This is a genomic window from Halovivax cerinus, from assembly GCF_024498195.1.
GTDB lineage: Archaea > Halobacteriota > Halobacteria > Halobacteriales > Natrialbaceae > Halovivax > Halovivax cerinus.
Genome location: NZ_CP101824.1, coordinates 3116128 through 3139855 on the forward strand (window position 1 = coordinate 3116128; position 23728 = coordinate 3139855).

The window sequence follows — 23728 nt, forward strand, 5'->3', positions numbered from 1 at the left end:
AATCCCTCGAACACACACCCTGACCCACCTACTCCTCGTCGTGCCACAGCTGTCCGTCCTCGGGGATGGTCGACAGTCCCAGCAGTTGGGCGTGGACGCTCGGCTCGTCGGGAGCGTCCATCCTGTAGAGGTCGAGCGAGAGATCGCCCTCGTAGGCAGTCCCGACGGCCAGCGAGATCATTTCCTCGTCGGGCGGCACGTCCGCCGGTAACTCGCCGATCGGCAGGCCGTCCTCGTCGACGAGTCGGCGGATGAACGTCTCCGAGTTCACCTCCCAGAGCCTGTCGTCGCGACGACGAACGCAGAAGACGTGACACCTGTCGCCGTAGTCCAGATCGTCCGGGAACGTCCCGTAGTCCATCCCCTCGAACTCGAACGGTGCGTGGGCCTCGCACACAACCGGGTCGCTCGCCAGTTCGCCCGGTTCGAGTTCGCGGAACGGATCGACGAACGTCGACCGCTTCCTGTCGATCTCCGCACGCAGCTCCGTGACAGATCGGCCCTCGAACAGGTACTCGTACGCCGACACCTCGTGATCGCCCGAGAGGTCCGGCCGTACGTGGCCAGGGACCGGATCGGTGCGGAGAAACACGGCGCCGGTGTCGAGTTCTGCCGCCTTCCAGACCGGCGCGTCGAGCACCCTGTCGCGGCCGCCGAAGCCCGGGAACCACTCCTCCGAGAAGACGGTCATCCACCCCAGTTCCTCGAGACCGCTGTTCGGCGGGTGCTCGTCCGGGTGTAACCCCATCAACTCATCGATGTGACGGATCGAGACGGTCAGGTACCACGGATCCAGGGCTTCGGCGAGGGCAACGACAGCCTCCTCCACGGTCTCCGCCCGCTCCCGGGCTGGCTCCGCCGATACCTCGTTCGACTCGAACGCGCGTTCGGTGATCCCGTCGACGTGGACGACCGGAGCGAGTTCGTCGTACCGCTCGTCAGCATCGAGCGTGAACGTCACGAGCGCGTACCGGTCGGCGAACTCGGTCCTGACGACACCGGACTTGGCCGCCGCGATCTCCGCTCCCACGGTGTCGAACGACGAGTCGTTCCTGGTCTCCCGCCCGTCCTCGAACGACCCCACCTCGTACCAGTGTACCTGATCGGCTGCTCTGTTCCAGTCCGTCTCGAATCCGGACTCGTGGAGTCGTTCGATCGCGCGGCGAACGAGATTGTCCGTCGGATCGTCGACGAAGGCGGACACCTGCAACTTCCTGGGATCGCTCATGCGATCCGATCGTGAGGGAACGGATATAATTTCCTGCGCTCCGAATCGAACTATCGAAGGCCCACGGCCGCGACGAGAGTGTCGACCTCGCAGAGAGACCGACATCAGAGGCATCCAGATTCGTGTAGACGTACCTGAACCAGGTCGTGACCGACACTCCTGACCGGGCACGATTTGAACGACGCCCAGAACAGCCCGCTTCGCTGCGCCGTTCTGGTCTACTTCAATCGCGGCGGCCGTCCCACTCCTCACGTCCGTTCGTCGTGTAACCGGGCCGGGCGCGATTTGAACCGAAACCAGACGTTCCTGCTCGGGCCACTGGCCCTGCGCGGGCTGCGACTGGTAGGGCTCAAATCGCTGGTGACCGCTTTGCTCGTCACGTCCGTTCCTCGCAAAAGCGGGCCGGGCGCGATTTGAACACGCGACCGTCTGATTAAGAGTCAGACGCTCTGCCTAACTGAGCTACCGGCCCTACACCTCCGAGTTTTCGTCGGGCATTGAAATACATTTCCCTTGGCGCGTCCGGCCGGGAACGCGGAGCGTCGCGACGAGCCCGGTCGTACCCTCCATAAAAATCGACGCTGACTGACCGGCCAATCCCCGCACCTACCCTCGCAACTCCTGGACTTGCGCGAGCGAGAGCCAGCAGCCGCACGGACTCGCTGCGTGCGAGTGCGGTCCAGACGACGTGATACGGACGACTGGTCTGTCGCAGAGCGGACACAGCGGAAACGGACAGTCCGCCGGATCGGGGACGTCGCTCATCGGTTCGCCCCGCCGAGCATGGACGCGACAGTGTCGGCCTCCAGCGGGCAGCCGCACGGGTCGGCGGCGTGGAGGTGCGGCCCGAGCGTCCGAATCGTGATCACGGGCTCGCTGCAATGTGGACAGTGCGGGTACTGCTCGCGCGGGACGACGCCGATGCGATTCGGGTCGACCGGTTTGTCGATCTCGACGCGGAGCGGGTCCTCGGGGGAACCGGTAGTGGCCGAGTGAATGCGTGGGAACGGGACGGAGTCGGAGCGCGGAGTGCTCGGACGGAGAAACGCGTAGCTGGCCGTATCCTGCAGGTAGGCGGGCTGTGCGCGGGGTTTATGGTGGTCTGGTGTATAGCGTGTCATGGCTTGCAAAACCCATCCTGTGGGTTCGGAAGCCACGTCTCGGGTGTCCTCAGCACCCGGGGCATTTCTGCCCGCTCTGGAGTTCCAGAGCCAGTGGCTTCCGCGTGAGAAGACGGCCTAGTGCATATTATATTTATTGGATATTAGTTTGTTTTTGGAACAGGGAGTTTGTCACGGCGGCGTTTCCAGAAAGTTAGGATTCAGTGGCATTTCGTGGCGGTCCCGTAGACGACAGAGCCAGTTGGTTTGGACCGAGTTGGTTTGACCGGTCGATGACGGACCCGTGTCGCCACGCCGACGTTCCTCCGGGTCGACTCTCTCGAAACGAGGAGGCGCGAGCGACCGCCACCGATTCCAGACATCGGGGCAGGCGCACCCAGTAGCCACGGTAGATCCGATAGGCGATCGGTACGGTCGAACGGCCGATACCGTTGCTAACGACCGATCCACCGTCTGTCACTCTCCGGGAGGGTTAAGTGGAGTGACCCCGACCACACGCCCAATGAACGCTGGGGCCTCCATCTCCTCTACATCGAGCTACGCGATACTCGGGTGCGGTAGTGTGGGATACGCCGTCGCAGAGGAGATCGCCGAACAGGGGAAGGACGTACGGATCATCGACCGCGACGAGAGTCGGGTCGAATCGCTCAGAGACCAGGACTTGGACGCCCGCGTCGCCGATATCAGCGAGCCCGGCATCGTCGACCTGGTCGCAGACCGCGACGTCGTCCTGATCCTCGCCTCGGACGTCGACGCCAACGAGGCCGCCGTCGAACACGTGCGAGGGGCCGACTCCGACCAGTTCATCATCGCCCGCGCGAGCGATCCCGTCTCCGGTGACGAGCTCTCGGCGCTCGGCGCCGACGTAGTGATAAACCCGTCGACCGTCATCGCGGACTCCGCCCTTCGCGCGCTCGAATCCGGGGAACTCGAACACAACGCCCAGTCGCTCGCCGCGATCATCGACGACGCGACGGAGCGCATCGCGATCCTGACGAAGCGCAATCCCGACCCGGACTCGATCGCGAGCGCCGTCGCGTTACAGGCCATCGCGGAACATCGGGGTGCCGACGCCGATATCATCTACTTCGGCGACCTCGGCCACCAGGAGAATCGCGCGTTCGTCAACCTCCTCGGCATCGAGTTACACCTCTGGGAGGACGTCGCCGACGAGAACGACTACGATACGGTCGCGCTCGTCGACCACACGAGCCACCCGGAGATGGACCTCCCCATCGACGTCGTCATCGACCACCACGACGCGGACACCGAGGCCGACCCCGAATTCGCCGACGTCAGACCGAGTATGACCTCGACGTCGACGATCATGACGAAGTACATCCAGGAGTTCGATCTGAACGTCTCCGAGGAGGTCGCCACCGCGTTGCTCTACGGGATCAGGGCCGAGACTCTCGACTTCAAACGAGAGACGACGCCCGCCGACCTCACCGCAGCTGCGTACCTCTATCCGTTCGCGAACCACGACACCCTGGAGCAGGTCGAATCCCCGTCGATGTCGCCGGAGACCCTCGACGTGCTCGCGGAAGCGATCGCCAACCGGGACGTCCAGGGGAGCCACCTGGTCTCGAACGCCGGCTTCGTCCGCGACCGCGAGGCGCTCTCGCAGGCGGCGAATCACCTCCTCAACTTGGAAGGTGTCACGACCACGGCCGTCTTCGGCGTCGCCGAGGAGACGATCTTCCTCTCCGCCCGCTCGAAGGACATCAGGATCAACATCGGGAAAGTGCTCGCCGACGCCTACGACGAAATCGGCGAGGTCGCGGGCCACTCGACCCAGGCGAGCGCCGAGATTCCCCTCGGTATCTTCACCGGTATCGAGATCACCGAGGGGACGAGAGAGACGCTCCTCGAACTGACCGAAGAAGCCGTCAAACAGACGCTCTTCGACGCGATGGGCGTCGAGGGATCGGAAGGATCGAACGGAAACTAGCGATCGGCGCGCGTGAGAGACCCCTGAGGAGATCGGGTCACGCCCGAAGAGATCGGGTCACGCGACGCTCAGGCGACGACTTCTTCTTCGTCGTCCGGTTCGCGGACGCGCTCTACGACGTCGGCGACGAGAATGACGTCGCCCACGGCTCGCACCCAGCGATAAGGGACGACGACGCCCTGTCCCTGACTGGCTTCCTGTTCGAACAGTTCCGTGCTGAGACTCCCGACGGCGAGTCCCGTTACCGTTCGCACGTCGAGGTTGAGCTTGAGATCTTCGACTTCACCGACGAAGACGCCGTTCTTCGTGTAGACTTCGCGTCCGACCAGGGACGTGATCTCCTGTGGTCGTTGCTCCATGAGGAGGCCAAAGCGTGGTGGACTCTTAATTGTTGGTCAGACGCGTGACTGTCATCCCATCTATCGTCCGGGCCGTCACCGCGACCCAAGCACGCCGCCGATCCCCACGACGCCCAGGACGACGGCGGCGATTCCGACTTCGAACGCACCCGAGACGACGAGTGCGATCCCCGAGACCACGCCCGCACTGGCCCCGCCCGCGACGAGGCTGGCGACGTCGACGCCCGATGCATCCTGGTCGGACGTCGCCGTCTCGTTCGATTCGGAACGCGACGCCGAGAGGTCGTGAACACGCCGATCGAGTTCGGCGATTCGATCGAGCGCGTCCGCCTCGACGTCGTCGTCTGTGCTCGATTCGAGCGTCTCGATTCGTGATTCGATCGACTCGAACCGTCGGTTCGCGTCGTCGAGACGATCCAGTTCCTCCTCCAACGTATCCACCCGATCCAGGTCCCCTTCGAGGGTGATCAGTGACTCCTCGAGAGTCTCTACCCGGTCCAGGTCCGCTTCGATACGATCCAGATCCTGTGCGAACACGTCGAGTCGATCGTCGACCGATCGCTCGATCGTCGAACGCTCGTCGTCGAGCGCCTGGACAGCCCCAGCGAGGGTATCGACGGACAGATCGGTCGTCTCGAGCGTAGCATCCACGTCGCCGAGGTCGTCGGAGACTGTATCGACCGTGGTTCGTACGTCGTCGACGGTCGATTCGAGCGATTCGATCGCCGCGTCGTTCGCGTCGATGGCCGATTCGGCCGACTCGACGTCGGCGCGAACGGCAGCACCCTGGGCGTCGACGTCCGCCAGGTCGGATTCGACCGACGTTAGCCCGGATCGAAGCGCTTCGACGTCGGATTCGATCGCTTCGACATCGGATTCGACCGCGTCAACATCGGACGCGGCCGCTTCGACGTCGGATTCGATCGCACCGTGTGTGTCCTCTAGCGCGTCGACGGTCTCGGTTAGCGCGGACGCGGTCGATTCGAGTTCGTCGATACGGGTCGAGAGTTCGTCGTCGTATTCGGAGACGTCAGATTCGAGGGTGTCGACGGCGTCGTCGAGTCTCTCGACGGCTGACTCGCGTGTCTCGATCGCCGTCTCGAGGCGATCGCTCACCGAATCGATGTCGGCGGTGTGCGTCGTCCGAAGTTCGTCGATGTCGGTTTCGACGGTCGATTCGAACGTCTCGAGGGCCGCTGTTCGCTCGTCGCGGACGCGCTCGATACTGGCTTCCGCGGCGTCGACGTCGTCGGAGAGCGCGTCGAGATCGCGCGCCAGTTCCTCGACGCGGTCTGCCGCGGCGAGGGTCTCGATCGACTCCGAGACGTCGGTGAGGAGCGCCTCGGCATCGTCGATGCGTTCCGACATCGCGTCGACGTCTTCGGTCGATGCCGCCGAATCCCCGAGTGACTCGAGGTCGCCACGCAACCCGTCGAGGTCGGTTCGAACGCCGTCAACCGTCGATCGCAAGTCGTCGAGTTCGTCGTCGCGCGTGCCGAGACGATCGAACAGTCGCTCGATGGCGTCGTCCGCCACGTCGTCTCCGGCGAGACCGCCACTCGACCCGTCGTCGACGAAGTCGGTCAGTTGCCGATCAGTGCCTGATTCTGTCGATTCGTCGTCGACGTGAGGAGACCACGTGACGTCTGTGAAGTCGTCGACGTCTTCCTGCGCGGCGGCGAGGGCACCGCGGACCGCACTCTCCGCCGGGTCGTCGGCCAGACGGACGCCTCTGATCGAAAACGGGAGCGAGGCGGCGTCGAACCGGCCCCCGAAGAGGTACTCGACGCCGTCGACTGCTCCGGACCCGGCGACGGCGACGGGCACGGAGAGTCCGCGCTCGATATCCGCCGCGGCCGACTCCGCGTCGATTGCGTCGACCAGGGAGTCACAGAGGTCGTCGAAGGTCTGCGCGATGGCCCGATCGAGCCGTCCGCTCGCGTCGGGATCGAGCGAAAACTCGTCGAGCCGAGTCGAGACGGCATCGAGGTCAGTGTCGGCGGCGTTCGCAGCCCGTTCGATGAGCCACTCCTGCCCAATCGACAGGGAGAACGTGAATACTGGAACGCCGTAGTAGACGAGCGCGACGCCCGTCAGCGTACGGCCGACGTGGATCCCGAGCCCGGTGACCGACTCGTCTCCGAGCTGGTCGGCGACGACCGCGTAGCCCGTGCTGACCGGCGTCGGGTCGTATCCGAGCGTGCGAATCGAGTCGTCGATCGCCGTCCGATGGTGCTCGGTTGGCCGTTCGGCGTCGACGATCGTCCCGGGAACGGTATAGCAGAGTCGAGAATCCGTTTCGTCCGAGAGAAGTGACTCGAGGAGCGCGTCGAGTGCCGGTTCGGCATACGGGTCGGTCGAGAGGATACCGCCGTCGAAGAGCGGGACCGGATCGGCGTCCGCCTCCGCCGCGGCCGTCCGTGCGAATTTCCCGACGGCGTACGTGTCACCATCGACGTCGATGGTGAGTCCGTTCCCGGCCTCGGACGCCGTGGACGTATCTATCGGAAAACACATCGACTCGACGGTCTCGATAGCAGACTCGTCGAGTCCGTCACGTGCAACTCGCATCAGTGGAGAAGAAAGAGCGAGACCAGTGGCCATACTGGACGGAGTGACCGATCGATAATGGACGTTTCCCTCCGAATACCAGAACTGAAAATCGGCTCCGCAGGAATGGCTGTACAGGTGCCGACGATCGTCGGATCACCCTCGCGACTCGAACAGCGTAGACGCTACGTCGGGTGTCGACGCGATCGACCCATCAGCACCTGTGCCCGACCGTATGGGCTGTGACGAACGACTCGAGCACCTCCCGGACCGATTCAGGTTCGGCCGTCCTCCGCGGAGGTCGATCAACCGTCCAGGCCGCGGTGATCGATCATCCGTCCGGGGCGCGGTGCTCGCTCACTCGTCCAGGCCGCTGTGCTCGACCGGCAGGCACGCTCACGGGCCACCGACAGGCACGCTCACGGGTGCACCGACAGGCACGGCCACACGGCACACACCCGCACGCCGAATCGGGAACCTCTACCGTTATAATAGGGGACCGAGAGAACTAGAATACATGTCCGAAACCGGGACAGAGCCGCCGACGTACGCACAGCGGCTCCCCGACCCTGCGAGCACGTCGAACGTTCGGTACAACCCGACACTCACGGTACTCCGCGAACTCGCACGCGACGACGAACGCCAGACCGAGTACGGTTCGCCCGCGTACGTCAGCGAGTACCGTTCCCGCAGTGCGGACCGCACCAAGAACGCGATCGACCACGATCTGACGGACGAGGATCACGAGCGGGTCCGCGACGCGATCCGATCCGCCTCGGACCGTGAGCTGCTCTGTGTCGATCGACTCGTCGGTCGTCACCCCGACGCCACCTTCTGCTGTCGGCTGTACGTTCCGACCGAACACGCACGAATCGCACTCACCTGGGCCAAACTCTTCGAACCGACGGACGGTCGCGAACCGGATTTCCACACCCTGCAACTTCCCGACCACGACGAGACGGCGATACGCGTCTTTCCGGAGGAGGGTACGACCGTCGTCCTCGGCTCCGACTACACCGGCGAGGCGAAAAAGTCGTTCCTCCGACTGTTCATGTACCGTGCGAAACGAGCCGGCGGGCTCGGACTTCACGCCGGCAGTAAACGCGTGACAGTGTCGGACGCCGAGGGAACCCAACGAACCGTCGGACAGCTCTTTCTCGGCCTCTCTGCGACCGGCAAGTCGACGCTCACATCACACGGCTGCTGGTTAGAGGAGCCGGAACACGCGGCGATGTTACAGGACGACGTCTGCGCGTTACTCCCGGACGGCTCGGTCGCGGGAAGCGAAGGGCAGGGACTCTACATCAAGACGGACGGGTTGACGAAGTCCGAACAGCCAGCGCTGTACGAGGCCGCGACGGCAGACTCCGCCGTCCTCGAGAACGTCGTGGTCGCGGACGACGGGACCGTCGACTTCGACGACGACCGTTACACCGCGAACGCGCGCGCGGTCGTCCAGCGATCCGAACTGTCGAGCGCCGCCGACGAGATCGATCTCCCGCACGTCGACCAGATCTTCTTCATCACGCGTAACCCCCTCATGCCGCCGGTCACCAGACTCGACGATCGCCAGGCGGCGGTCGCGTTCATGCTCGGCGAATCGATCGAAACGAGTGCGGGGGATCCGTCGCGAGCCGGGGAGTCCATCCGCGTCGTGGGGACGAACCCGTTCATCGTCGGCTCCGAAGGCGAGGAGGGGAACGTGTTCAGGGATCTCGTCCGATCGCTCGACGTCGACTGCTACGTCATGAACACGGGCTTCATCGGAGACGAGTCCATCGACGTCGGCGTCTACGAGTCGGTGACGCTCCTGACCGAGATCGCGAGAGGGACGATCGAGTGGCGGGCGGACGATCGAATGGGACTGACGATTCCCGACGAGGTCCCCGGCCTCGACATCGATCGGTACTACGTTCCCGACCACGTCGACGACTACGACGCGGCCAGCTCGGCGCTCAGAGACGATCGCGCGTCGTATCTTGACTCGTTCCCGCACCTCGACGACGAGATCACGAACGCCGTCTACTAACGCCCGGGTCGAGCGCGCCCGTTACCGAGTCGTCGAGATACGTGCAAAAACCGCCGGTGACCGCGCAGGTTATCAGTGTCGACGACCGTGTGCCCACCATGGCAACGAACGGGTCCGACCGAGACATTCACGTTCCGAATCGGCGGCGATGCGAACGGTGTGGACGAACCGAAGCCTGGGATAGCCCCGAGGGAGCGTGGACACTGATCGATTCCGACCGGGCTGGCAGCCGATTCTGCATTCACGAGTGGGACATCACCGGTTCGTTCTGTCCGGTTCCACCGGCCGACAGACGAGACGGAGCGTCGATGGTCGGGCCGCGGAAGGCCGTCTCGAACGAGAGCGGTGACTGACGGCTGACGGACTCACAGGTCAGCCGCGACGTCGGGTTGTCACGTCCGCTTCGGTAGGGTCGTGTGCAGCTTCGGTACGGACGTGTGCGGAACCACACTGGGACGTCGACTCGAAACGGTCGGACCGGGGCGAACACGGGGTGAGTGATGAGCGATTCCGCCGCACGTCGACGACCGTGTGACTCACCGTATCCGCCGGCCGCGCGGGTGGAACGAGAATCCTCGAGTGAAACGTACCCAGACAGCGCGTGAAGCGAACACACGGCGGTGGTCGGCTGCGCCGAAAAGCAACCCTTAAAACTCGCGCAGTGATTTGATCCCGTATGGCTGGAACTATCGAAGTACTCGTTCCGGGCGGTGCGGCCAATCCGGGGCCGCCGCTCGGACCGGAACTCGGACCGACGCCCGTAGACGTCCAGGCCGTCGTCCAGGAGATCAACGACCAGACCGCCGCGTTCGACGGAACCGAAGTCCCCGTCACCGTCGAGTACGAAGACGACGGCTCCTTCGACATCGACGTGGGTGTCCCGCCGACGGCCGCCCTCGTCAAGGACGAGGCCGGATTCGAGACCGGAAGCGGCGTCCCGCAGGAAGAGTTCGTCGCCGACCTGTCGGTCGAACAGGTCAAGACGATCGCCGAGCAGAAACTGCCGGACCTCCTCGCGTACGATCTGAAGAACGCGACGAAAGAGGTCGTCGGCACGTGTACGTCCCTCGGAGTCACGATCGAGGGCGAGAATCCGCGCGAGTTCAAAGCGAAGATCGACGAGGGCGAGTACGACGAGTTCTTCGCCGACGAAGCGGCCGCGTAGTCGACGGACGACTCGCCACCGGCACGACCTGTTCTCACCGGACGTCGACGGACAGTGACGAGACTAACCCAGCGTACCGACTCGATCAGATCTTGTTCGCAGGGGGGACGGATCGGTCGGATGGATCGGTCGCGGACCCACCCGATATCAGTACGCGAGCGCCGGCACCGGCGCCGTAGCAAACGAGTGTCCCGAATACGACGGCGAAGAGAAGCAACTGCGCGGACGCCAGACCGAGGAGCACAGCTCCACCGATGAGGCCGGCGGTGAACCCGTCGGTGCCGAGACGAACGGAGAGGGCGTTTCCCACGGAGACGGCCGCCATGATAGCCCAGGCCGGCAGGAGCGTCAGACCAACCGTCACGAGCGGAATCGCGAAGAAGACGCCGAGGTCCGAGTGAGTGAGTCGGATGCCGACGTAGGAGAGGGCCACGACCGAGAGCGCTGCCGGGACACCGACGAGTATCGAGATGACGGGACTCCGACGGGCCGTCTCGATCGTTCGGGAACTGTAGCCAGGGAGGAGTCCGAGGACCGTGAGCCCGGTGAGCAGCGTCGCACCGAAGACGAGTCCCGCCCGGAGCGCCGGTGACAGTTCGACGAGGATGTCGAACACCGCCTGCTGATCGGAGAGGGGAACCGGTGGATACTGGGGAAGTTCGTGCGCCGTCGGCGGGCCCAGTATCATCGTACAGGTAATACGAATGCGTCACAAAGAAGATATCGGTGCCGGAGGCGTCGAATCGATCGGGACCGGCCACGGCTCGTCGCCAGGAACGGACTCGACGATCCGATGGGGCGAGAGCGCTATCGGGGATGCGGCGAGTCCTCCCAGACGGACGCTCGTACCCGCTCTCATCGACGGACAGGGAATACGGGTCCGTCGAGCGCTGCAGCGGGAGCCAGAAGGGAGCTTCGACGGGTTTAAGTCCGGGTTAGCTCTGACAATAAGGTGAGACAGGCTTTGCCTGTTTCACTGACCCGTAGGAGCAGACCCTGCGTACTACGGAGGTGAACGATGGCAGATTCGGATATCGAAACAGCAGTCACGCGCGCACTCGAGGAGTCACCGGACCGGAACTTTACCGAGACGGTCGACCTCGCGATCAATTTGCGTGACCTAGATCTCGACGAACCGTCGAATCGCGTCGACGAGTCAGTCGTCCTCCCGGCCGGTACCGGCCAGGAGACGACGATCGTCGTCTTCGCCGAAGGGGAAACGGCGCTCAGAGCCGAGGACGTCGCGGACGACGTCTTAGACGGCGACGAGCTCGCAGACCTCGGTGACGACGACGATGCGGCCAAGGAACTGGCCGACGACACCGACTTCTTCATCGCCGAGGAGGCGATGATGCAGAACATCGGACGGTACCTCGGTACCGTCCTCGGTCCGCGCGGGAAGATGCCGACGCCGCTCTCGCCGGACGACGACGTGGTCGAAACAGTAAACAGAATGAAAAACACCGTGCAACTGCGCTCCGGTGACCGACGGACGTTCCACACGCGCGTCGGTGCCGAAGACATGGGCGCCGAGGACATCGCCGACAACGTCGACGTGATCCTCCGCCGATTGCACGCGGACCTGGAGAAGGGTCCACAGAACATCGGTTCCGTCTTCGTGAAGACGACGATGGGCCCGTCCGTGGAGGTGGCCTGAGATGAGCGCCGAGGCCACTCGCCAGACCGAGAACCTGCCGGAGTGGAAGCGCGAGGAGACCGACGAGATCGAGGCCCTCATCGAGGACCACGAGAACGTCGGCGTAGTCGGTATCGCCGGCATCCCCTCGAAACAGCTGCAGGACATGCGCCGCGAACTGCACGGGACGGCCGTGCTTCGCGTGAGCCGCAACACGCTACAGCGCCGTGCACTGGAGGCGACCGACGTCGGCGAGCTCACGGAGTTCGTCGAGGGACAGGTCGGACTCGTCCTCACCGACGAGAATCCGTTCAGCCTCTATCGCGAACTCGAGGCCTCGAAGACGCCGGCACCGATCGGCGCGGGCGAGGTCGCACCGAACGACATCGTGATTCCCGAAGGGGACACCGGCGTCGATCCCGGACCGTTCGTCGGTGACCTCCAGCAGATCGGTGCGAACGCCCGGATCGAGGACGGCTCGATTCAGGTGATGGAGGACTCCACGGTACTCGAAGCCGGTGAGGAGGTTACGGCAGACATCGAGAACGTCCTCAACGAACTCGGTATCGAGGCGAAAGAGGTCGGTCTCGACCTGCGAGCGGCGTTCGCCGATGGCGTGGTCTTCGATCCAGACGACCTCGACATCGACGTCGACGCCTACGAGCAGGACGTCTCGACGGCCGCCGTGCAGGCCCGAAACCTGTCGGTCAACGCCGTCTTCCCGACGGCGCAGACTGCGCCGACGCTCGTCGCCAAAGCTACGGGCGAAGCCAAGAGCCTCGGGCTGCAGGCCGCCATCGAGGACGAAGAGCTGATGCCCGACCTCGTGGGCAAAGCCGACGCACAACTGCGCGCACTGGCTGCGCAGATCGACGATACCGACGCACTCCCCGAAGAACTCCAGGACGTCGAGGCGCCGGCCGAAACGGCGACCGAAGAGACGACGGAGACGGACGAATCGACCGACGAGCAAGACGAGACCGACGCCACCGAGGACGGCGACGACGATGACGACGACGAAGACGGCGCGGAAGGCCTCGGTGCGATGTTCGGCTGATACCAACGGAGACACAGACCAATGGAATACGTATACGCTGCACTCATCCTGAACGAAGCGGACGCAGAGATCAACGAAGACAACCTGACCGACGTGCTCGACGCAGCAGGCGTCGACGTCGAGGAGTCCCGCGTGAAGGCGCTCGTCGCCGCACTCGAGGACGTCGACATCGACGAAGCCGTCGCCGACGCCGCTGCCGTGCCCGCCGCAGGTGGCGCCGCTGCCGCGCCGGCCGAGGAGGGCGGCGAGGACGAAGACGAAGAAGTCGAAGAGACCAGCGACGTCCCGGACACGACGGACGACGATGACGACGAAGACGAGGCCAGCGGTGAGGGTCTCGGCGAACTCTTCGGCTGAGCCAGAAGACGCGACACTTTCTCCGTTTCTTTTCCCGGCGTAGCGGCTGCGCTCGGCGCCGTACGCGACACGGGTGGCGTCTCTGTGGACGCGGTCGACTCGCCCGTCGGTACCCAGGTAGTCCACGGTCGGTCCCCACTCAGTCGACGGTGACGACACGGACCGACGGACCCGACACGGGCGAACCATTATAACCGATCACGCGGCCAGGGTGCCCGGATGAGTGGGATAGATCTGGTCGTCGATCCGGGGGTGTCGATTCGGATCGGCTGCTGGATCGGCGTGGGTGTTCTGCTCGGGGCGATCAGCGGGTCGATTCCCGGATTGCACGCGAACAACGTCGCGTTCGTGCTGGCAGGGGTCGCGCCGCAGATACCGGGACCACCGCTGCTCGTCGGCGTAGCGATGCTCGCGGCGGGCGTCGTGCACACGTTCGTCAACGCGATCCCGGCGATGGCGATCGGTGTTCCGGACGCCGAGATGGCGTTGACGACGTTGCCCGGCCACCGTCTCGTTCTCGCCGGCCGGGGACACGAGGCGATCCAGCTGTCCGCAGTCGGGAGCCTGCTCGCGGTCGTCTTCGCGGTTCCCATCGCGGTGCCGCTCACCTGGATCGTCGTTCGGGTCTACCCGTTCGTGATCGACCACCTCGGGCTCGTCCTCGCCTGCGTGGTCTGCGGACTGCTCATCGGCGAGCGGACACCACGCCGTGTACTCGGCGGCGCGCTCACGGTTGCCCTCGCCACCGGACTCGGCCTGACTGTGTTAGACGTCGACCCGGCCGCGCCGCTACACGCAGGAGGAGTGCTCGCGCCGATCTTCGCGGGACTCTTCGGCGCCCCCGTGTTGATCGACGCAGTCGACGCAGGCGGAGTCCCCAAGCAGGACGACGCACGGATCCGGCGTCCGCGCTGGGCCGTCGGTTCGACAGCGTTCGCCGGGACCGTCGCCGGCGCGATCGTCGGGTTCCTCCCCGGCGTGTCGGCGGCCATCGCCGCCGTCGCAGTCCTCTCCGTCGTGCCGGGAACGAGTGGTATCGGTTCGACCGACGATCGCGAGTATATCGTGGCCACGAGCGGCGTCGACACGGCGAACGCGGTGTTCGCGCTGATCGCGCTGGTCGTGCTGGGTCAACCCCGGACCGGCGTGATGGTCGCGTTCGACGCGACGGGTGCACCCGTCGTCGTCCCGGTGGTGCTCGCGAGCGTCCTCGTCGCCGGAACCTGCGGCTTCGCGATCGTGGTCCTCGGCGGTTCGTACTATCTGGAATTCGTCGGCCGAGCGAACTATGCGGTCCTCTCGATCGGCGTACTCGCGCTACTCGTCGGGCTCTCGTGGCTGTTCGCCGGTCCGCTCGGTGTGGTCGTCTTCTGCGTTTCGAGCGTTATCGGTCTGGTCCCAGTCCGACTCGGTGTTCGACGCGTTCACCTGATGGGCGTCCTGCTCGGACCGCTCATCCTCTCGGCGTGGTGACGAAGAATCCGACGTGTATTGCCCACACCGATCAGAGATCCGATATGTGTCACGCGGAGTCGTCGGTCGCAGCGCTGCTGGTCGCCGTCGCCGCCGGTTCGCTCGTGGGCGTCACGACGACGAAGTCGACGCTACTCTGGCTCGGCTGGGCGGTCGCCACCGTCGTGGCCGCTGGCGCAGTGCTCCTGTGGTCGAACTGGGGACACGAACCGCAGATCGACTAACCCGAACGTACCGGACGATCCGCGGTCGTGGTCGCGAGACGATCGGCCGTTCCCGTGCACGGGCGGTGCTGTTCCGGTGGGACCGTCGAGACGTCTGTGGACTCGTGGGACGCACGGACGACCGGCGGGTAAGCGAGCCCGTCTTCGGACGTGGTCCGTCCGACTGGTGTGCCTCGCGGCGGCCGAAAGACAACCGTTAAAAGCAACGGACGGGAATCCTCTCGTATGAGTACGACGGACGACCGCGGAGACCGCGCGTGCGTGTCCTGCGGGATCAACGTCTCCGGAACCAACGCGGCTCGGTTCAAGTGCCCCGACTGTGGTGCGACGATCCACCGCTGTGCAACCTGCCGCAAGCAGAGCAACCTCTATGAGTGTCCCGACTGCGGATTCACCGGACCGTAACCATGGGTAAAGTAGCAGCTGCGATCAAGGTCATGCCGAACAGCCCGGACATCGACCTGGACGACCTCCAGGAGCGTCTCGAAGCGACCCTCCCCGAGGGGGCGAAGATCAACGGCGTCGAACGCGAGGACGTCGCGTTCGGTCTCGTCGCGCTCGTCCCGACCGTCATCGTTCCCGACGGTGCCGGCGGTACCGAGGCCGTCGAGGACGCATTCACCGAAGTCGACGGCGTCGAGAGCGTCGACGTCCAGAACGTCGGTCGTATCTGAGACGACGTCAGTTTTCAGCCGGTATCCACCGTTTTCGAGCGAGAGCCGTCGGGTTCGACACCGACGAGCGCTGCCGCGACGACTGCGAGGACGTATCGGTGACGAGTTCGGGGTACGGTCACCGCAAAAGCGGACGGGAATGGCCGAACGGAATCGATACCGGGCCCGAACGACCGTATCGACAGACCGATCAGGAGTCGGCCGGCGCGCCCCAGGTCGACGGTTTCGACGCGAGGAGTTCGGAACCCGCCTCCGAGAGCTCGACCGAGACGTCCCGGTCGAGTCCCGTGCTAATCTCGTCGATGTTCTTCGCGAGGACGGTGAGGATATCCGGCGGGTTAGGGTAGACGAGCATGGTGCCGTCTTGACCCTCCGTCGCGAGTTGTGTGTCGTTGATCGCCACCTGATCGTCGACGATCGACGCCGTGACGACCGGGAGCGCCTCGGGTTTCCCCGGTTCGTCCTCCCGGACTTTGCGGATGTGAACGGCGTCGAGGTCGATGACGTCTTTGTGTTCTCGGATTCGTTCGGCACATCGAACCATATCGCGAACGACGTCCTGTCGACCCTCGTCACCGTGTTCGCGGGCGTAACAGTGCGCACAGACGCGCAACTCGAGTCGCATACACGACGTAGCCGGCCGGGACGGATGAGATTTCCGTTCAGTCGCCGGTCTCGAACGTCGTCGCGATTTCTTGAATGCGGTCGGTACCGAGCGGCACGTACCCGCCGTGGTGGCAGATCACGTGATCGACGTCGAGTTCCGCGAGAGTCGCCACGGAGTCGGCCGCCCGTTCCTCGTCTATCGTGTAGGCCGGTTTCGGCCCCGAGAGTGGCTCGTCCTCGTCGGCGACGAGAGCGTCACCGGCCAGGAGGAGGCGCTCATCGGGGAGATAGAGGGAGACGTGCCCGGCGGTGTGACCGGGCGTCTCCACGACGCGAAGGGGTCCGGCGCGGGTCGAATACGTCGCACCGTCCGCCAGTTCCTCGTCCACCTCGGCCGGCGGGTATCGATCGTCGTCCGGGCCCTTCACCGGCATCTCGTCGCCGTTTACGTGCGGTCGCTCCGCGGGGTGGGCGGCGATCGTGACGTCCGTTCGCTCTCGGAGTGTCGCGAGCCCGCCCGCGTGGTCGGCGTCGTGGTGCGTGAGGATGACGCGGTCGACGTCGTCGAACCCGAATCCGACGTCCGCGAGTGCGGTCGCCAGGCGATCGGTCGCCGGTTCGGGTCCCACGTCGACCAGGACGAGTCCGTCGTCGGTTTCGACCGCAGTCGGGGTGATCGAGACCGTTCGATCACCGAACTCGATCGGAATCGTGAGCGCGTGCACGCTGGTGTCGTCGGGCATCGATCCGGATTTACTCGTGCCGACTCGAAAGCGTTCCGACGACGTGGTCCCGACGCGTGTCCGTCACCCGGAGGCGTTCGCGTCGCCAGTCTCTGCGACGGCGAGGTAGCCGGCCCCGCCGTCGTACGTCTCGACGACCCGTACCCGCTCGAACGTCTCCCGCAGTAACTCGAGCGTGTCGACGCCGCGCTGGTGATTCACCATCCACTCGATGACCCGCTCGTACACCGGGTTGATGCGGCTGGCCAGCCCGTCGGTCAGCGGGCGCGAATCGAGCACGACGAATCGGCCGTCGGGCGCCAGCGCGTCGTGGACGGTCTCGAGTGCACCCGCCGCGTCGGGAAACGTGTGGAGTGCGAACGTCGTGACGACGGCGTCGAACGCGTCGTCGGGACCGCAGGTCACCGAGGCGTCCGCCTGGACGACGTGGACGTTCTCCCAGCCCCGTTCGTCGACCTGTGTTCGCGCCGACTGCACCATCCCGGGCGAGTAGTCGAGGCCCACGACGGTCCCGTCGGGGCCGACAGCCTCGCGGAGGACCTCGAAGTTCGTCCCGGGCCCGCACGCGAGGTCGAGGACGGTCTCGCCGGGTTCGAGGGCGAGCGCGTCGAACGTATCGTCCCGCAGCGATCCTGCCAGCCCAATGACAGCGTCGTACAACCAGTCGCGATCGCTCCACCAGTCGTACAGGGAGCGACCGCGATCGTGCGCTGTCGGATCGAGCGCCGCGACGTCGTCACGCGAGACGACCGTCGCCCCATCGGCTCGGAACGCATCTAGAAGGTCCGGATCGGCGGAGTTCGTGCCAGCCATCCCCACGTCGTCTGCGTCCATCGAGGACGGCCGACTCCCGCCTTCGGCGCCGCTCGACTCTCGCTCCCGTTCCGGCCGCGCTCGGTTGTCCATGTTCGATGTCATTCGCTCTCGATCGTCGATTCGATCGCCGACTCCCTTAGCCCACTGACGATCCCTTTCGGCCATTTATGTGTCCCGACACGATCGCATCGATGCCTCTCGACGCACTCGCCAGGTTCGCGGCCGGTTCGATCCGACCGCGTGGACGAGCAGTTCGTTCTCAGCGGGTAGCGGTCGTTCGAGAATGCGTTCTGGACGATCGAGCAGGCGTTTCATCGCGAACGCCGTCCCGCGCGCCATCGGGTTCCACGTGTTCGTGTACGCCTCGAATACCCGTTCGAAGGAATCGGCTTCCATGAATTGCAGGAGTCGGACGCCGTCGGCGGTGCGGTCGAGGAAGATCGTCTCGGTGTACATGCCTTCGGCCCGGATGATCGCCTCTTCCCAGCCCGTCGTCGATCGCTCGATCCACCCGCCGCTGCTCCCGTGCGAGCGCGTCGCCAGCCACTCGACGAACCAGGACGCGACCCCCGGTTTGACGCGCGCCTCGACGAGCGCGACCTCGACCGAAGGATCGTCCGACGACGCCGACGGGACCACCGGTTCGTCCCGATCGGCGACGGCAACCGACCCACGCGGACGTTCCGGATGCCACGCGTGGGTGAAGACGTCCTCGCTCGAGAGGGGCCCGCCGATCGCCCGCGGTCGATCCGACGAGGCCAGGAATTCGTCTATCCCGGCGTCGTACAGCGGTGACTGCGTTCTGAGGTGTTGGGCGCCAGACGTCCCTGTGGAGTCCTTTTCGGCGACCGACCGATCGACCTCCAGGTACCAGGTGAGCGTCGGGTCGTGACTCGACTCGTCGAGAAAGAGCGCTGCCGTGTAGACCCCGTCGATCCCCGTCAACGCGCTCGGATCGTCGACCGACCGATCCCTCACTACATCCGCGACCACGTCGCGGACGGATCGTGCGGCGTCGGAGCGAATCGGTTCCTGGACGAGATAGGCGGACGCCAGTCGTTCGAATGGGTTTGCTGGTGGCGTCCCGTCGGCAGCACCGTCGGCGTCGCGCGTGCTGGCTTCCATACCGCACCTACTGGCTTCAGTCGCGAGAACGTGTACACGATAGTGTTCACGGATTTATATGGTCCCGGTGAAAAACGAGGGCTGTGAAGTCTCTCAGGATCGCGATCACGCCGGATCAGGAGCTCGTGGCGGCCGAAGGGAACATGGCCGTCGCCTCGTCGGCCGTCGACAGACACCTGATTCTGGGTGGCGCAGTCCTCGACGGTCGAGAGACGACGATCTCGTACGTCGAGGGCGACCCCGACGCCATCGAGTCTATCCTCGACGCGTCGACTGCCGTCGACGAGTACGACGTGACAGCGACCGACGGCGGCTGCTTTCTGTACTGTCGGCAGGCGTTGACCGAGTCGGCGCTGACGCTGTTCGACGCGTTCTTCCAGGAGACGATCGTCGTGGTACCGCCCTACGAGTGCCGATCCGACGGCTCGATCCACATGACCGTCGTCGGGGCACCGTCGGAGGTCCAGGCCGTCCTCCAGGAGTTCCCGGACGACGTTGGCGTCGAGGTGCTTCGGGTCGGAGACACCGTCGGCGGCGCGGTGACCGAACTCTCCGACCGCCAGCGGGAGGCGGTCGCCGCCGCGTGGGAGTGTGGCTACTACGAGGTGCCGCGAGACGATGGTATCGACGCCGTCGCCGACGAACTGGACTGTGCCGTCTCGACGGCGTCGGACCTGCTCAGACGGGCCGAGTCGCGCCTGGTCGCGAACGCGCTCGACGTCCAGCGATAGGAGACGCCCGGCGGACGGTCGCACCGATCAGGACAGGGCTGCGTCGATCGCGGTTTCGAGGTCGGCGAGCAGGTCGTCGACGTGCTCGATGCCGACGCTGATGCGAACGAGGCCGTCGGTCAGACCGGCGGCGAGACGGTCCTCGCGGGGCACGGCGGCGTGGGTCATCGGGGCCGGCTGTTCGATGAGACTCTCGACGCCGCCCAGGCTCTCCGCGAGGGTAAACACCTCCGTGTTCGAGACGACGGCGCTCGCCTCGTCCAACGTCGCGTCCAGTTCGAAGCTCAGCATGCCGCCGAAGTCGTCCATCTGGCGCGCCGCGAGGTCGTGACCCGGGTGGGACTCGAGTCCCGGATAGTACACCGTCTCGACGTCCGGGTGGTCGTCGAGCCACGCGGCGATAGCCCGGGCGTTCTCGCAGTGGCGGTCCATCCGGACGGGGAGCGTCTTCGTCCCGCGGAGGACGAGGAAACTCTCGAATGGACCAGGGGTCGCGCCCACGGCGTTCTGGTAGAAGCCGAACTGCTCGTCGAGATCGGGATCGTTCGTCACCAGCGCGCCGCCGACGACGTCGGAGTGTCCGCCGAGGTACTTCGTCAGCGAGTGCGAGACGACGTCGGCACCGAGGTCGAGTGGTCGCTGCAGATACGGCGTCGCGAACGTATTGTCGATCGCGCAGATGGCGTCGTGGTCGTGCGCGATCGCCGCCGCGCCCTCGATGTCGACGATCGACATGAGCGGGTTGGTCGGCGTCTCGAGCCAGAGCAGTTCGGTGTTCTCGCGAAATCCGGCCTCGATGGCCTCGAGGTCGGTCATATCGACGAACGTAAACTCGATATCGTAGTCCTCGTACACCTGCGTAAAGATGCGATGCGTCCCGCCGTAGACGTCGGTGCCGGTGACGACGTGGTCGCCGGCCGAAAGCGTGTTGAGGACGGTGTTGATCGATCCCATCCCGCTCGAGAAACAGCGTCCGTACTCGCCGTTCTCCAGGCTGGCTAGATTCGCCTCGAGGTCGCTTCTCGTCGGGTTGCCCGTCCGGGAGTACTCGTACCCTCGATGCTCCCCCGGACCGTCCTGTTCGTAGGTCGAGTTGGCGTGGATCGGCGTCATCACCGCTCCAGTCTCCGGATCCGGCTCCTGTCCCGCGTGAATCGATCGCGTCTCGAACCGGAAGTGGTCGTCGTCCATGCGCGGGTAGACACGCTCTACGCCCCTTACCCTTACCGTCTCGATTGGCTGACTGTCATAGTATTGTTATTACGGTGCCGGTATCGGGGCGACCGGTCGCGGATCGATGCGGTGGTACCGTCGGACCGGAATTCGACGAGAGAGCGAACACAGAACGTGTCTTTTATAACTGTCACGGGGTAACGGGACGGTACGACTATGCCCAAATCGAACGGCCCTCGCCAGGGAACGCGGAACAAGCTCCGTAACGACCCCCGAAACCGTGGGACGTCCCCGCCACAGCGTGCGATTCAGGAGTACGACGTGGGGCAGAAGGTCCACCTGAAGATCGACCCGAGCGTCCAGGACGGTCGGTTCCACCCGCGCTTCGACGGTCGAACGGGAGAGGTCGTCGGCACGCAGGGGACGGCCTTCACGGTCGAGGTGACAGACGGCGGGTCGTCGAAGACGCTCATCGTCACGGCCGCCCACCTCCGCGCACAGGACGAATGACCATCTTCAAGGAGATCGTCGACGAGGAGTACCTGACCGTCTCCGAGACCAAAGAACTCCTCGCGGACATCGAAGCCGAGCGCGCCCTGGACGAGGACCGTGAGCTCCGCTACGAACTCGCGCGAGCGATCGAACACGCGAACCGGTTCGCCGTCCTCGATCCCGACGAATCCCGTGAACTGGTCGCCGACCTCGAAGCCCACGAGAAGATCGACGAGGCGACGGCCTACAAGATCGCCAATCTGTTACCCAGAGATCGGGACGAGCTTCGGGCCGTCTTCGCACAGGAGCGCTACTCGCTCTCCGGAGACGAACTCGACGACGTACTCGACACCGTCGCGAAGTACGCCTGACCGGCGGTATCGGGGCAGATCATCCTCTTCAGACACCCGTACCTTCGATCCGCACCGTCCGTCCGACCGGCTCCGACGACCGGCGCTCACGACGGTCCGTGAAGACCGCGATCACCATCGGTTCCGACGACCGTGATAGCCAGTGTCTCCAACCACCGTGATAGCCAGTGTCTCCGACGACCGCCGGTCTCGACCGTCGGGTCCTGGTCGGACCCAGCGATCGAGAGGTGGCCGATCGTTTAAGTGTTCGCTTGGCGTACCTAGCAGGTGATGAGTGAATCCGAACGTGACGAGTCGGCGCAGCGGCGCGCGGTCGTGCTGGATTATCTGGCGCACGGTCTCTCCTCGAGTGGCCGGCCGCAGTACGAACGCTCCCCCGCCGGGTACGCGATGGATGTCGACGATTTCGGACTCTACGAGGTTGCGTTCGACGAGGACGAACGGTTGACGATCGGAACGCAGGTCGTTCTCGAACCGGTAGACGCGCGAACGATCGTCGAAGACGCCAGACCGGCGTCGTACGACGATCTCTCATCCGGCGCCCACTCGGAACTCGAGTACGTGATCCGGGACCTCGTCGAGGACGACGAGCGACGGTTCGTCGACTTCTACAACGAGGCCCAGCCGATCACGTTGCGGCTCCACCAGCTGAACCTCCTACCGGGAATCGGGAAGAAACTGCGGAACTCGATCCTCGAAGAGCGAAAGCGAAAACCCTTCGAGAGCTTCGAGGAACTCGAAGAGCGCGTCTCGGGGTTACACGATCCGGACGACATCCTCGTCGAGCGGATCTTAGAGGAGATCAGAGACGACGACCTGAAGTACCGAACGTTCGTCGGCCGGCAGGCCGAAGACGCCCGGTGACGGACGGCCCATCGATTTTTCGACCGATCGGCGAGGTCCGGAACGGTGCGTTTACCCAGCGTCGGTTCGAACCGAGGCACAATGAGAGATCCGGACGAACTCCTGGTCAGGGCTGGTGTCCGCGGTAACCCCGACCGGGATCAGCATTTCCTCGTCGACGATCGCGTCCTGGATCGGTTGCCGACGTACCTCGACGCGGTCGACACGACCGACGGTGACGACGGGCCTGCCGTCGACCCGACCGCGCTGGCGGGCGAACACCTCCTCGAGATCGGGCCCGGAACGGGAGCGCTGACGGATCGATTGCTCGCGACTGGTGCGTCGGTCACCGTCGTCGAGCGCGACCGCGACCTGGTTGCGTTCCTGAAACGAGAGTTCGCCGACGAGGTCGACGCCGGACGACTCACGGTGATCGAGGGGGACGCCCTCGACGTCGAGTTCCCGGACGTCTCGGCGTCCGTCTCGAACCTCCCGTACAGCGTCTCGAGCGGGGTGGCGTTCCGTCTACTGCCGCTCGGCGTTCCGCTGGTCTGTATGTTCCAGAAGGAGTTCGCCGAACGGATGGTCGCCGAACCCGGAACGTCGGCCTACGGCCGGCTCTCGGTCTCGACACGCCACTACGCGGCACCCGAGATCGTGGAGACGGTGCCGCCGGAAGCGTTCTCGCCGCCACCCGCCGTCGAGAGTGCCGTCGTCCGAACGCGGCCGCGGACGCCGTCGTACGAGGTGGCCGACGACGCGTTCTTCTTGCGGTTCGTGAAAGCGCTGTTCACGCAGCGGCGCAAGACCGTTCGCAACGGGATCCGAAACACGGCACACATCTCCGGTCTCGACGACCCAGACGCCGTGGTGGACGCTGCCCCCGAGGCTCTGTGTTCGAAGCGTCCTGACGCCCTGGCGCCGGCCGAGTTCGCCGAACTGGCGACGATCGCTCGATCGATCGAGGGGAACGACCGTGACGACTGAGCCCGGCCGGACGAACG

26 protein-coding genes and 1 tRNA gene are annotated in these 23728 nt (G+C 65.0%); 16 read left to right on the forward strand and 11 right to left on the reverse strand.

Annotation, left to right across the window (positions count from 1 at the left end):
- Positions 1 to 28: 28 nt before the first annotated feature.
- From NO366_RS14785 to NO366_RS14795, 3 genes are all read right to left on the reverse strand, one after another.
- Positions 29 to 1228: a hypothetical protein gene (locus NO366_RS14785; protein ID WP_256531551.1), complete on the reverse strand. Its 1200-nt coding sequence runs from the start codon at positions 1226 to 1228 to the stop codon at positions 29 to 31.
- Positions 1229 to 1626: 398 nt separating this feature from the next.
- Positions 1627 to 1700: transfer RNA gene (locus NO366_RS14790), tRNA-Lys, on the reverse strand.
- Positions 1701 to 1989: 289 nt separating this feature from the next.
- Positions 1990 to 2349, reverse strand: coding sequence for a hypothetical protein (locus NO366_RS14795; protein WP_256531552.1), 360 nt, complete (start codon positions 2347 to 2349; stop codon positions 1990 to 1992).
- A 502-nt stretch (positions 2350 to 2851) separates the two neighbouring features.
- Here NO366_RS14795 and NO366_RS14800 point away from each other — a divergent pair.
- Positions 2852 to 4300: a DHH family phosphoesterase gene (locus tag NO366_RS14800; protein ID WP_256531553.1), complete on the forward strand. Its 1449-nt coding sequence runs from the start codon at positions 2852 to 2854 to the stop codon at positions 4298 to 4300.
- 68 nt (positions 4301 to 4368) lie between these two features.
- Here NO366_RS14800 and NO366_RS14805 read toward each other — a convergent pair whose 3' ends face one another.
- Positions 4369 to 4659 carry a PRC-barrel domain-containing protein gene (locus NO366_RS14805; RefSeq protein ID WP_256531554.1) on the reverse strand — a complete coding sequence of 97 codons (291 nt, stop codon included), beginning with the start codon at positions 4657 to 4659 and terminating at the stop codon, positions 4369 to 4371.
- A 75-nt stretch (positions 4660 to 4734) separates the two neighbouring features.
- On the reverse strand, positions 4735 to 7263 hold the full coding sequence (locus NO366_RS14810; protein ID WP_452176566.1) for a disk-shape morphogenesis protein volactin: 2529 nt from the start codon (positions 7261 to 7263) through the stop codon (positions 4735 to 4737).
- Positions 7264 to 7726: 463 nt separating this feature from the next.
- On the opposite strand from NO366_RS14810, the gene NO366_RS14815 reads away from it, so the two are divergent.
- From NO366_RS14815 to NO366_RS14825, 3 genes are all read left to right on the forward strand, one after another.
- A complete protein-coding gene (locus NO366_RS14815; protein ID WP_256531556.1) occupies positions 7727 to 9238 on the forward strand; it encodes a phosphoenolpyruvate carboxykinase (ATP) in 1512 nt (503 codons plus the stop codon).
- A gap of 98 nt (positions 9239 to 9336) precedes the next feature.
- Positions 9337 to 9591 carry an HEWD family protein gene (locus tag NO366_RS14820; RefSeq protein WP_343217306.1) on the forward strand — a complete coding sequence of 85 codons (255 nt, stop codon included), beginning with the start codon at positions 9337 to 9339 and terminating at the stop codon, positions 9589 to 9591.
- A 323-nt stretch (positions 9592 to 9914) separates the two neighbouring features.
- Entirely contained in the window at positions 9915 to 10403 is a 489-nt protein-coding gene (locus NO366_RS14825; RefSeq protein ID WP_256531557.1) for a 50S ribosomal protein L11, read from the forward strand.
- 85 nt (positions 10404 to 10488) lie between these two features.
- Here NO366_RS14825 and NO366_RS14830 read toward each other — a convergent pair whose 3' ends face one another.
- A complete protein-coding gene (locus NO366_RS14830; RefSeq protein WP_256531558.1) occupies positions 10489 to 11091 on the reverse strand; it encodes a hypothetical protein in 603 nt (200 codons plus the stop codon).
- A gap of 330 nt (positions 11092 to 11421) precedes the next feature.
- Here NO366_RS14830 and NO366_RS14835 point away from each other — a divergent pair, with 330 nt between their 5' ends.
- The 7 genes from NO366_RS14835 (at position 11422) to NO366_RS14865 (ending at position 15824) form a co-directional block, all read left to right on the forward strand.
- Complete coding sequence (locus tag NO366_RS14835; RefSeq protein ID WP_256531559.1) at positions 11422 to 12060, forward strand: 50S ribosomal protein L1; 639 nt, start codon at positions 11422 to 11424, stop codon at positions 12058 to 12060.
- A 1-nt stretch (position 12061) separates the two neighbouring features.
- A complete protein-coding gene (locus tag NO366_RS14840) occupies positions 12062 to 13096 on the forward strand; it encodes a 50S ribosomal protein L10 (protein ID WP_256531560.1) in 1035 nt (344 codons plus the stop codon).
- A gap of 21 nt (positions 13097 to 13117) precedes the next feature.
- Positions 13118 to 13453: a 50S ribosomal protein P1 gene (rpl12p, locus tag NO366_RS14845; RefSeq protein WP_256531561.1), complete on the forward strand. Its 336-nt coding sequence runs from the start codon at positions 13118 to 13120 to the stop codon at positions 13451 to 13453.
- Positions 13454 to 13672: 219 nt separating this feature from the next.
- Positions 13673 to 14926: a tripartite tricarboxylate transporter permease gene (locus tag NO366_RS14850; RefSeq protein WP_256531562.1), complete on the forward strand. Its 1254-nt coding sequence runs from the start codon at positions 13673 to 13675 to the stop codon at positions 14924 to 14926.
- A gap of 44 nt (positions 14927 to 14970) precedes the next feature.
- Positions 14971 to 15150, forward strand: a complete 180-nt coding sequence (locus tag NO366_RS14855) for a hypothetical protein (protein WP_256531563.1) — start codon at positions 14971 to 14973, stop codon at positions 15148 to 15150.
- Between the two features lie 225 nt (positions 15151 to 15375).
- A complete protein-coding gene (locus NO366_RS14860) occupies positions 15376 to 15555 on the forward strand; it encodes an HVO_2753 family zinc finger protein (RefSeq protein ID WP_256531564.1) in 180 nt (59 codons plus the stop codon).
- 2 nt (positions 15556 to 15557) lie between these two features.
- On the forward strand, positions 15558 to 15824 hold the full coding sequence (locus NO366_RS14865) for an elongation factor 1-beta (protein WP_256531565.1): 267 nt from the start codon (positions 15558 to 15560) through the stop codon (positions 15822 to 15824).
- A 190-nt stretch (positions 15825 to 16014) separates the two neighbouring features.
- Here the strand turns inward: NO366_RS14865 and NO366_RS14870 are convergent, their stop codons facing one another.
- The 4 genes from NO366_RS14870 to NO366_RS14885 all read right to left on the reverse strand — a co-directional run bounded on the left by NO366_RS14870 (position 16015) and on the right by NO366_RS14885 (position 19114).
- Positions 16015 to 16449 (reverse strand): hypothetical protein, encoded by a 435-nt coding sequence (locus tag NO366_RS14870; RefSeq protein WP_256531566.1) that lies wholly within the window; start codon positions 16447 to 16449, stop codon positions 16015 to 16017.
- Positions 16450 to 16486: 37 nt separating this feature from the next.
- A complete protein-coding gene (locus NO366_RS14875; RefSeq protein WP_256531567.1) occupies positions 16487 to 17173 on the reverse strand; it encodes an MBL fold metallo-hydrolase in 687 nt (228 codons plus the stop codon).
- A gap of 63 nt (positions 17174 to 17236) precedes the next feature.
- Positions 17237 to 18091: a class I SAM-dependent methyltransferase gene (locus tag NO366_RS14880; protein ID WP_256531568.1), complete on the reverse strand. Its 855-nt coding sequence runs from the start codon at positions 18089 to 18091 to the stop codon at positions 17237 to 17239.
- A gap of 63 nt (positions 18092 to 18154) precedes the next feature.
- Positions 18155 to 19114, reverse strand: coding sequence for a hypothetical protein (locus NO366_RS14885; protein ID WP_256531569.1), 960 nt, complete (start codon positions 19112 to 19114; stop codon positions 18155 to 18157).
- A gap of 83 nt (positions 19115 to 19197) precedes the next feature.
- Here NO366_RS14885 and NO366_RS14890 point away from each other — a divergent pair, with 83 nt between their 5' ends.
- Positions 19198 to 19845, forward strand: coding sequence for a helix-turn-helix domain-containing protein (locus NO366_RS14890; RefSeq protein ID WP_256531570.1), 648 nt, complete (start codon positions 19198 to 19200; stop codon positions 19843 to 19845).
- A 27-nt stretch (positions 19846 to 19872) separates the two neighbouring features.
- On the opposite strand, the gene NO366_RS14895 is transcribed toward NO366_RS14890, so the two are convergent.
- Positions 19873 to 21036, reverse strand: a complete 1164-nt coding sequence (locus NO366_RS14895; protein WP_256531571.1) for a cystathionine gamma-synthase — start codon at positions 21034 to 21036, stop codon at positions 19873 to 19875.
- A gap of 198 nt (positions 21037 to 21234) precedes the next feature.
- Here NO366_RS14895 and NO366_RS14900 point away from each other — a divergent pair, with 198 nt between their 5' ends.
- The 4 genes from NO366_RS14900 (at position 21235) to NO366_RS14915 (ending at position 23711) form a co-directional block, all read left to right on the forward strand.
- Complete coding sequence (locus NO366_RS14900; RefSeq protein ID WP_256531572.1) at positions 21235 to 21528, forward strand: 50S ribosomal protein L21e; 294 nt, start codon at positions 21235 to 21237, stop codon at positions 21526 to 21528.
- Entirely contained in the window at positions 21525 to 21881 is a 357-nt protein-coding gene (locus NO366_RS14905) for an RNA polymerase Rpb4 family protein (protein WP_256531573.1), read from the forward strand. The genes NO366_RS14900 and NO366_RS14905 overlap by 4 nt, the downstream gene beginning before the upstream one ends.
- Before the next feature lie 270 nt (positions 21882 to 22151).
- Positions 22152 to 22745, forward strand: a complete 594-nt coding sequence (locus NO366_RS14910; RefSeq protein ID WP_256531574.1) for a DUF655 domain-containing protein — start codon at positions 22152 to 22154, stop codon at positions 22743 to 22745.
- Positions 22746 to 22826: 81 nt separating this feature from the next.
- On the forward strand, positions 22827 to 23711 hold the full coding sequence (locus NO366_RS14915; RefSeq protein WP_256531575.1) for a 16S ribosomal RNA methyltransferase A: 885 nt from the start codon (positions 22827 to 22829) through the stop codon (positions 23709 to 23711).
- Positions 23712 to 23728: the final 17 nt, after the last annotated feature.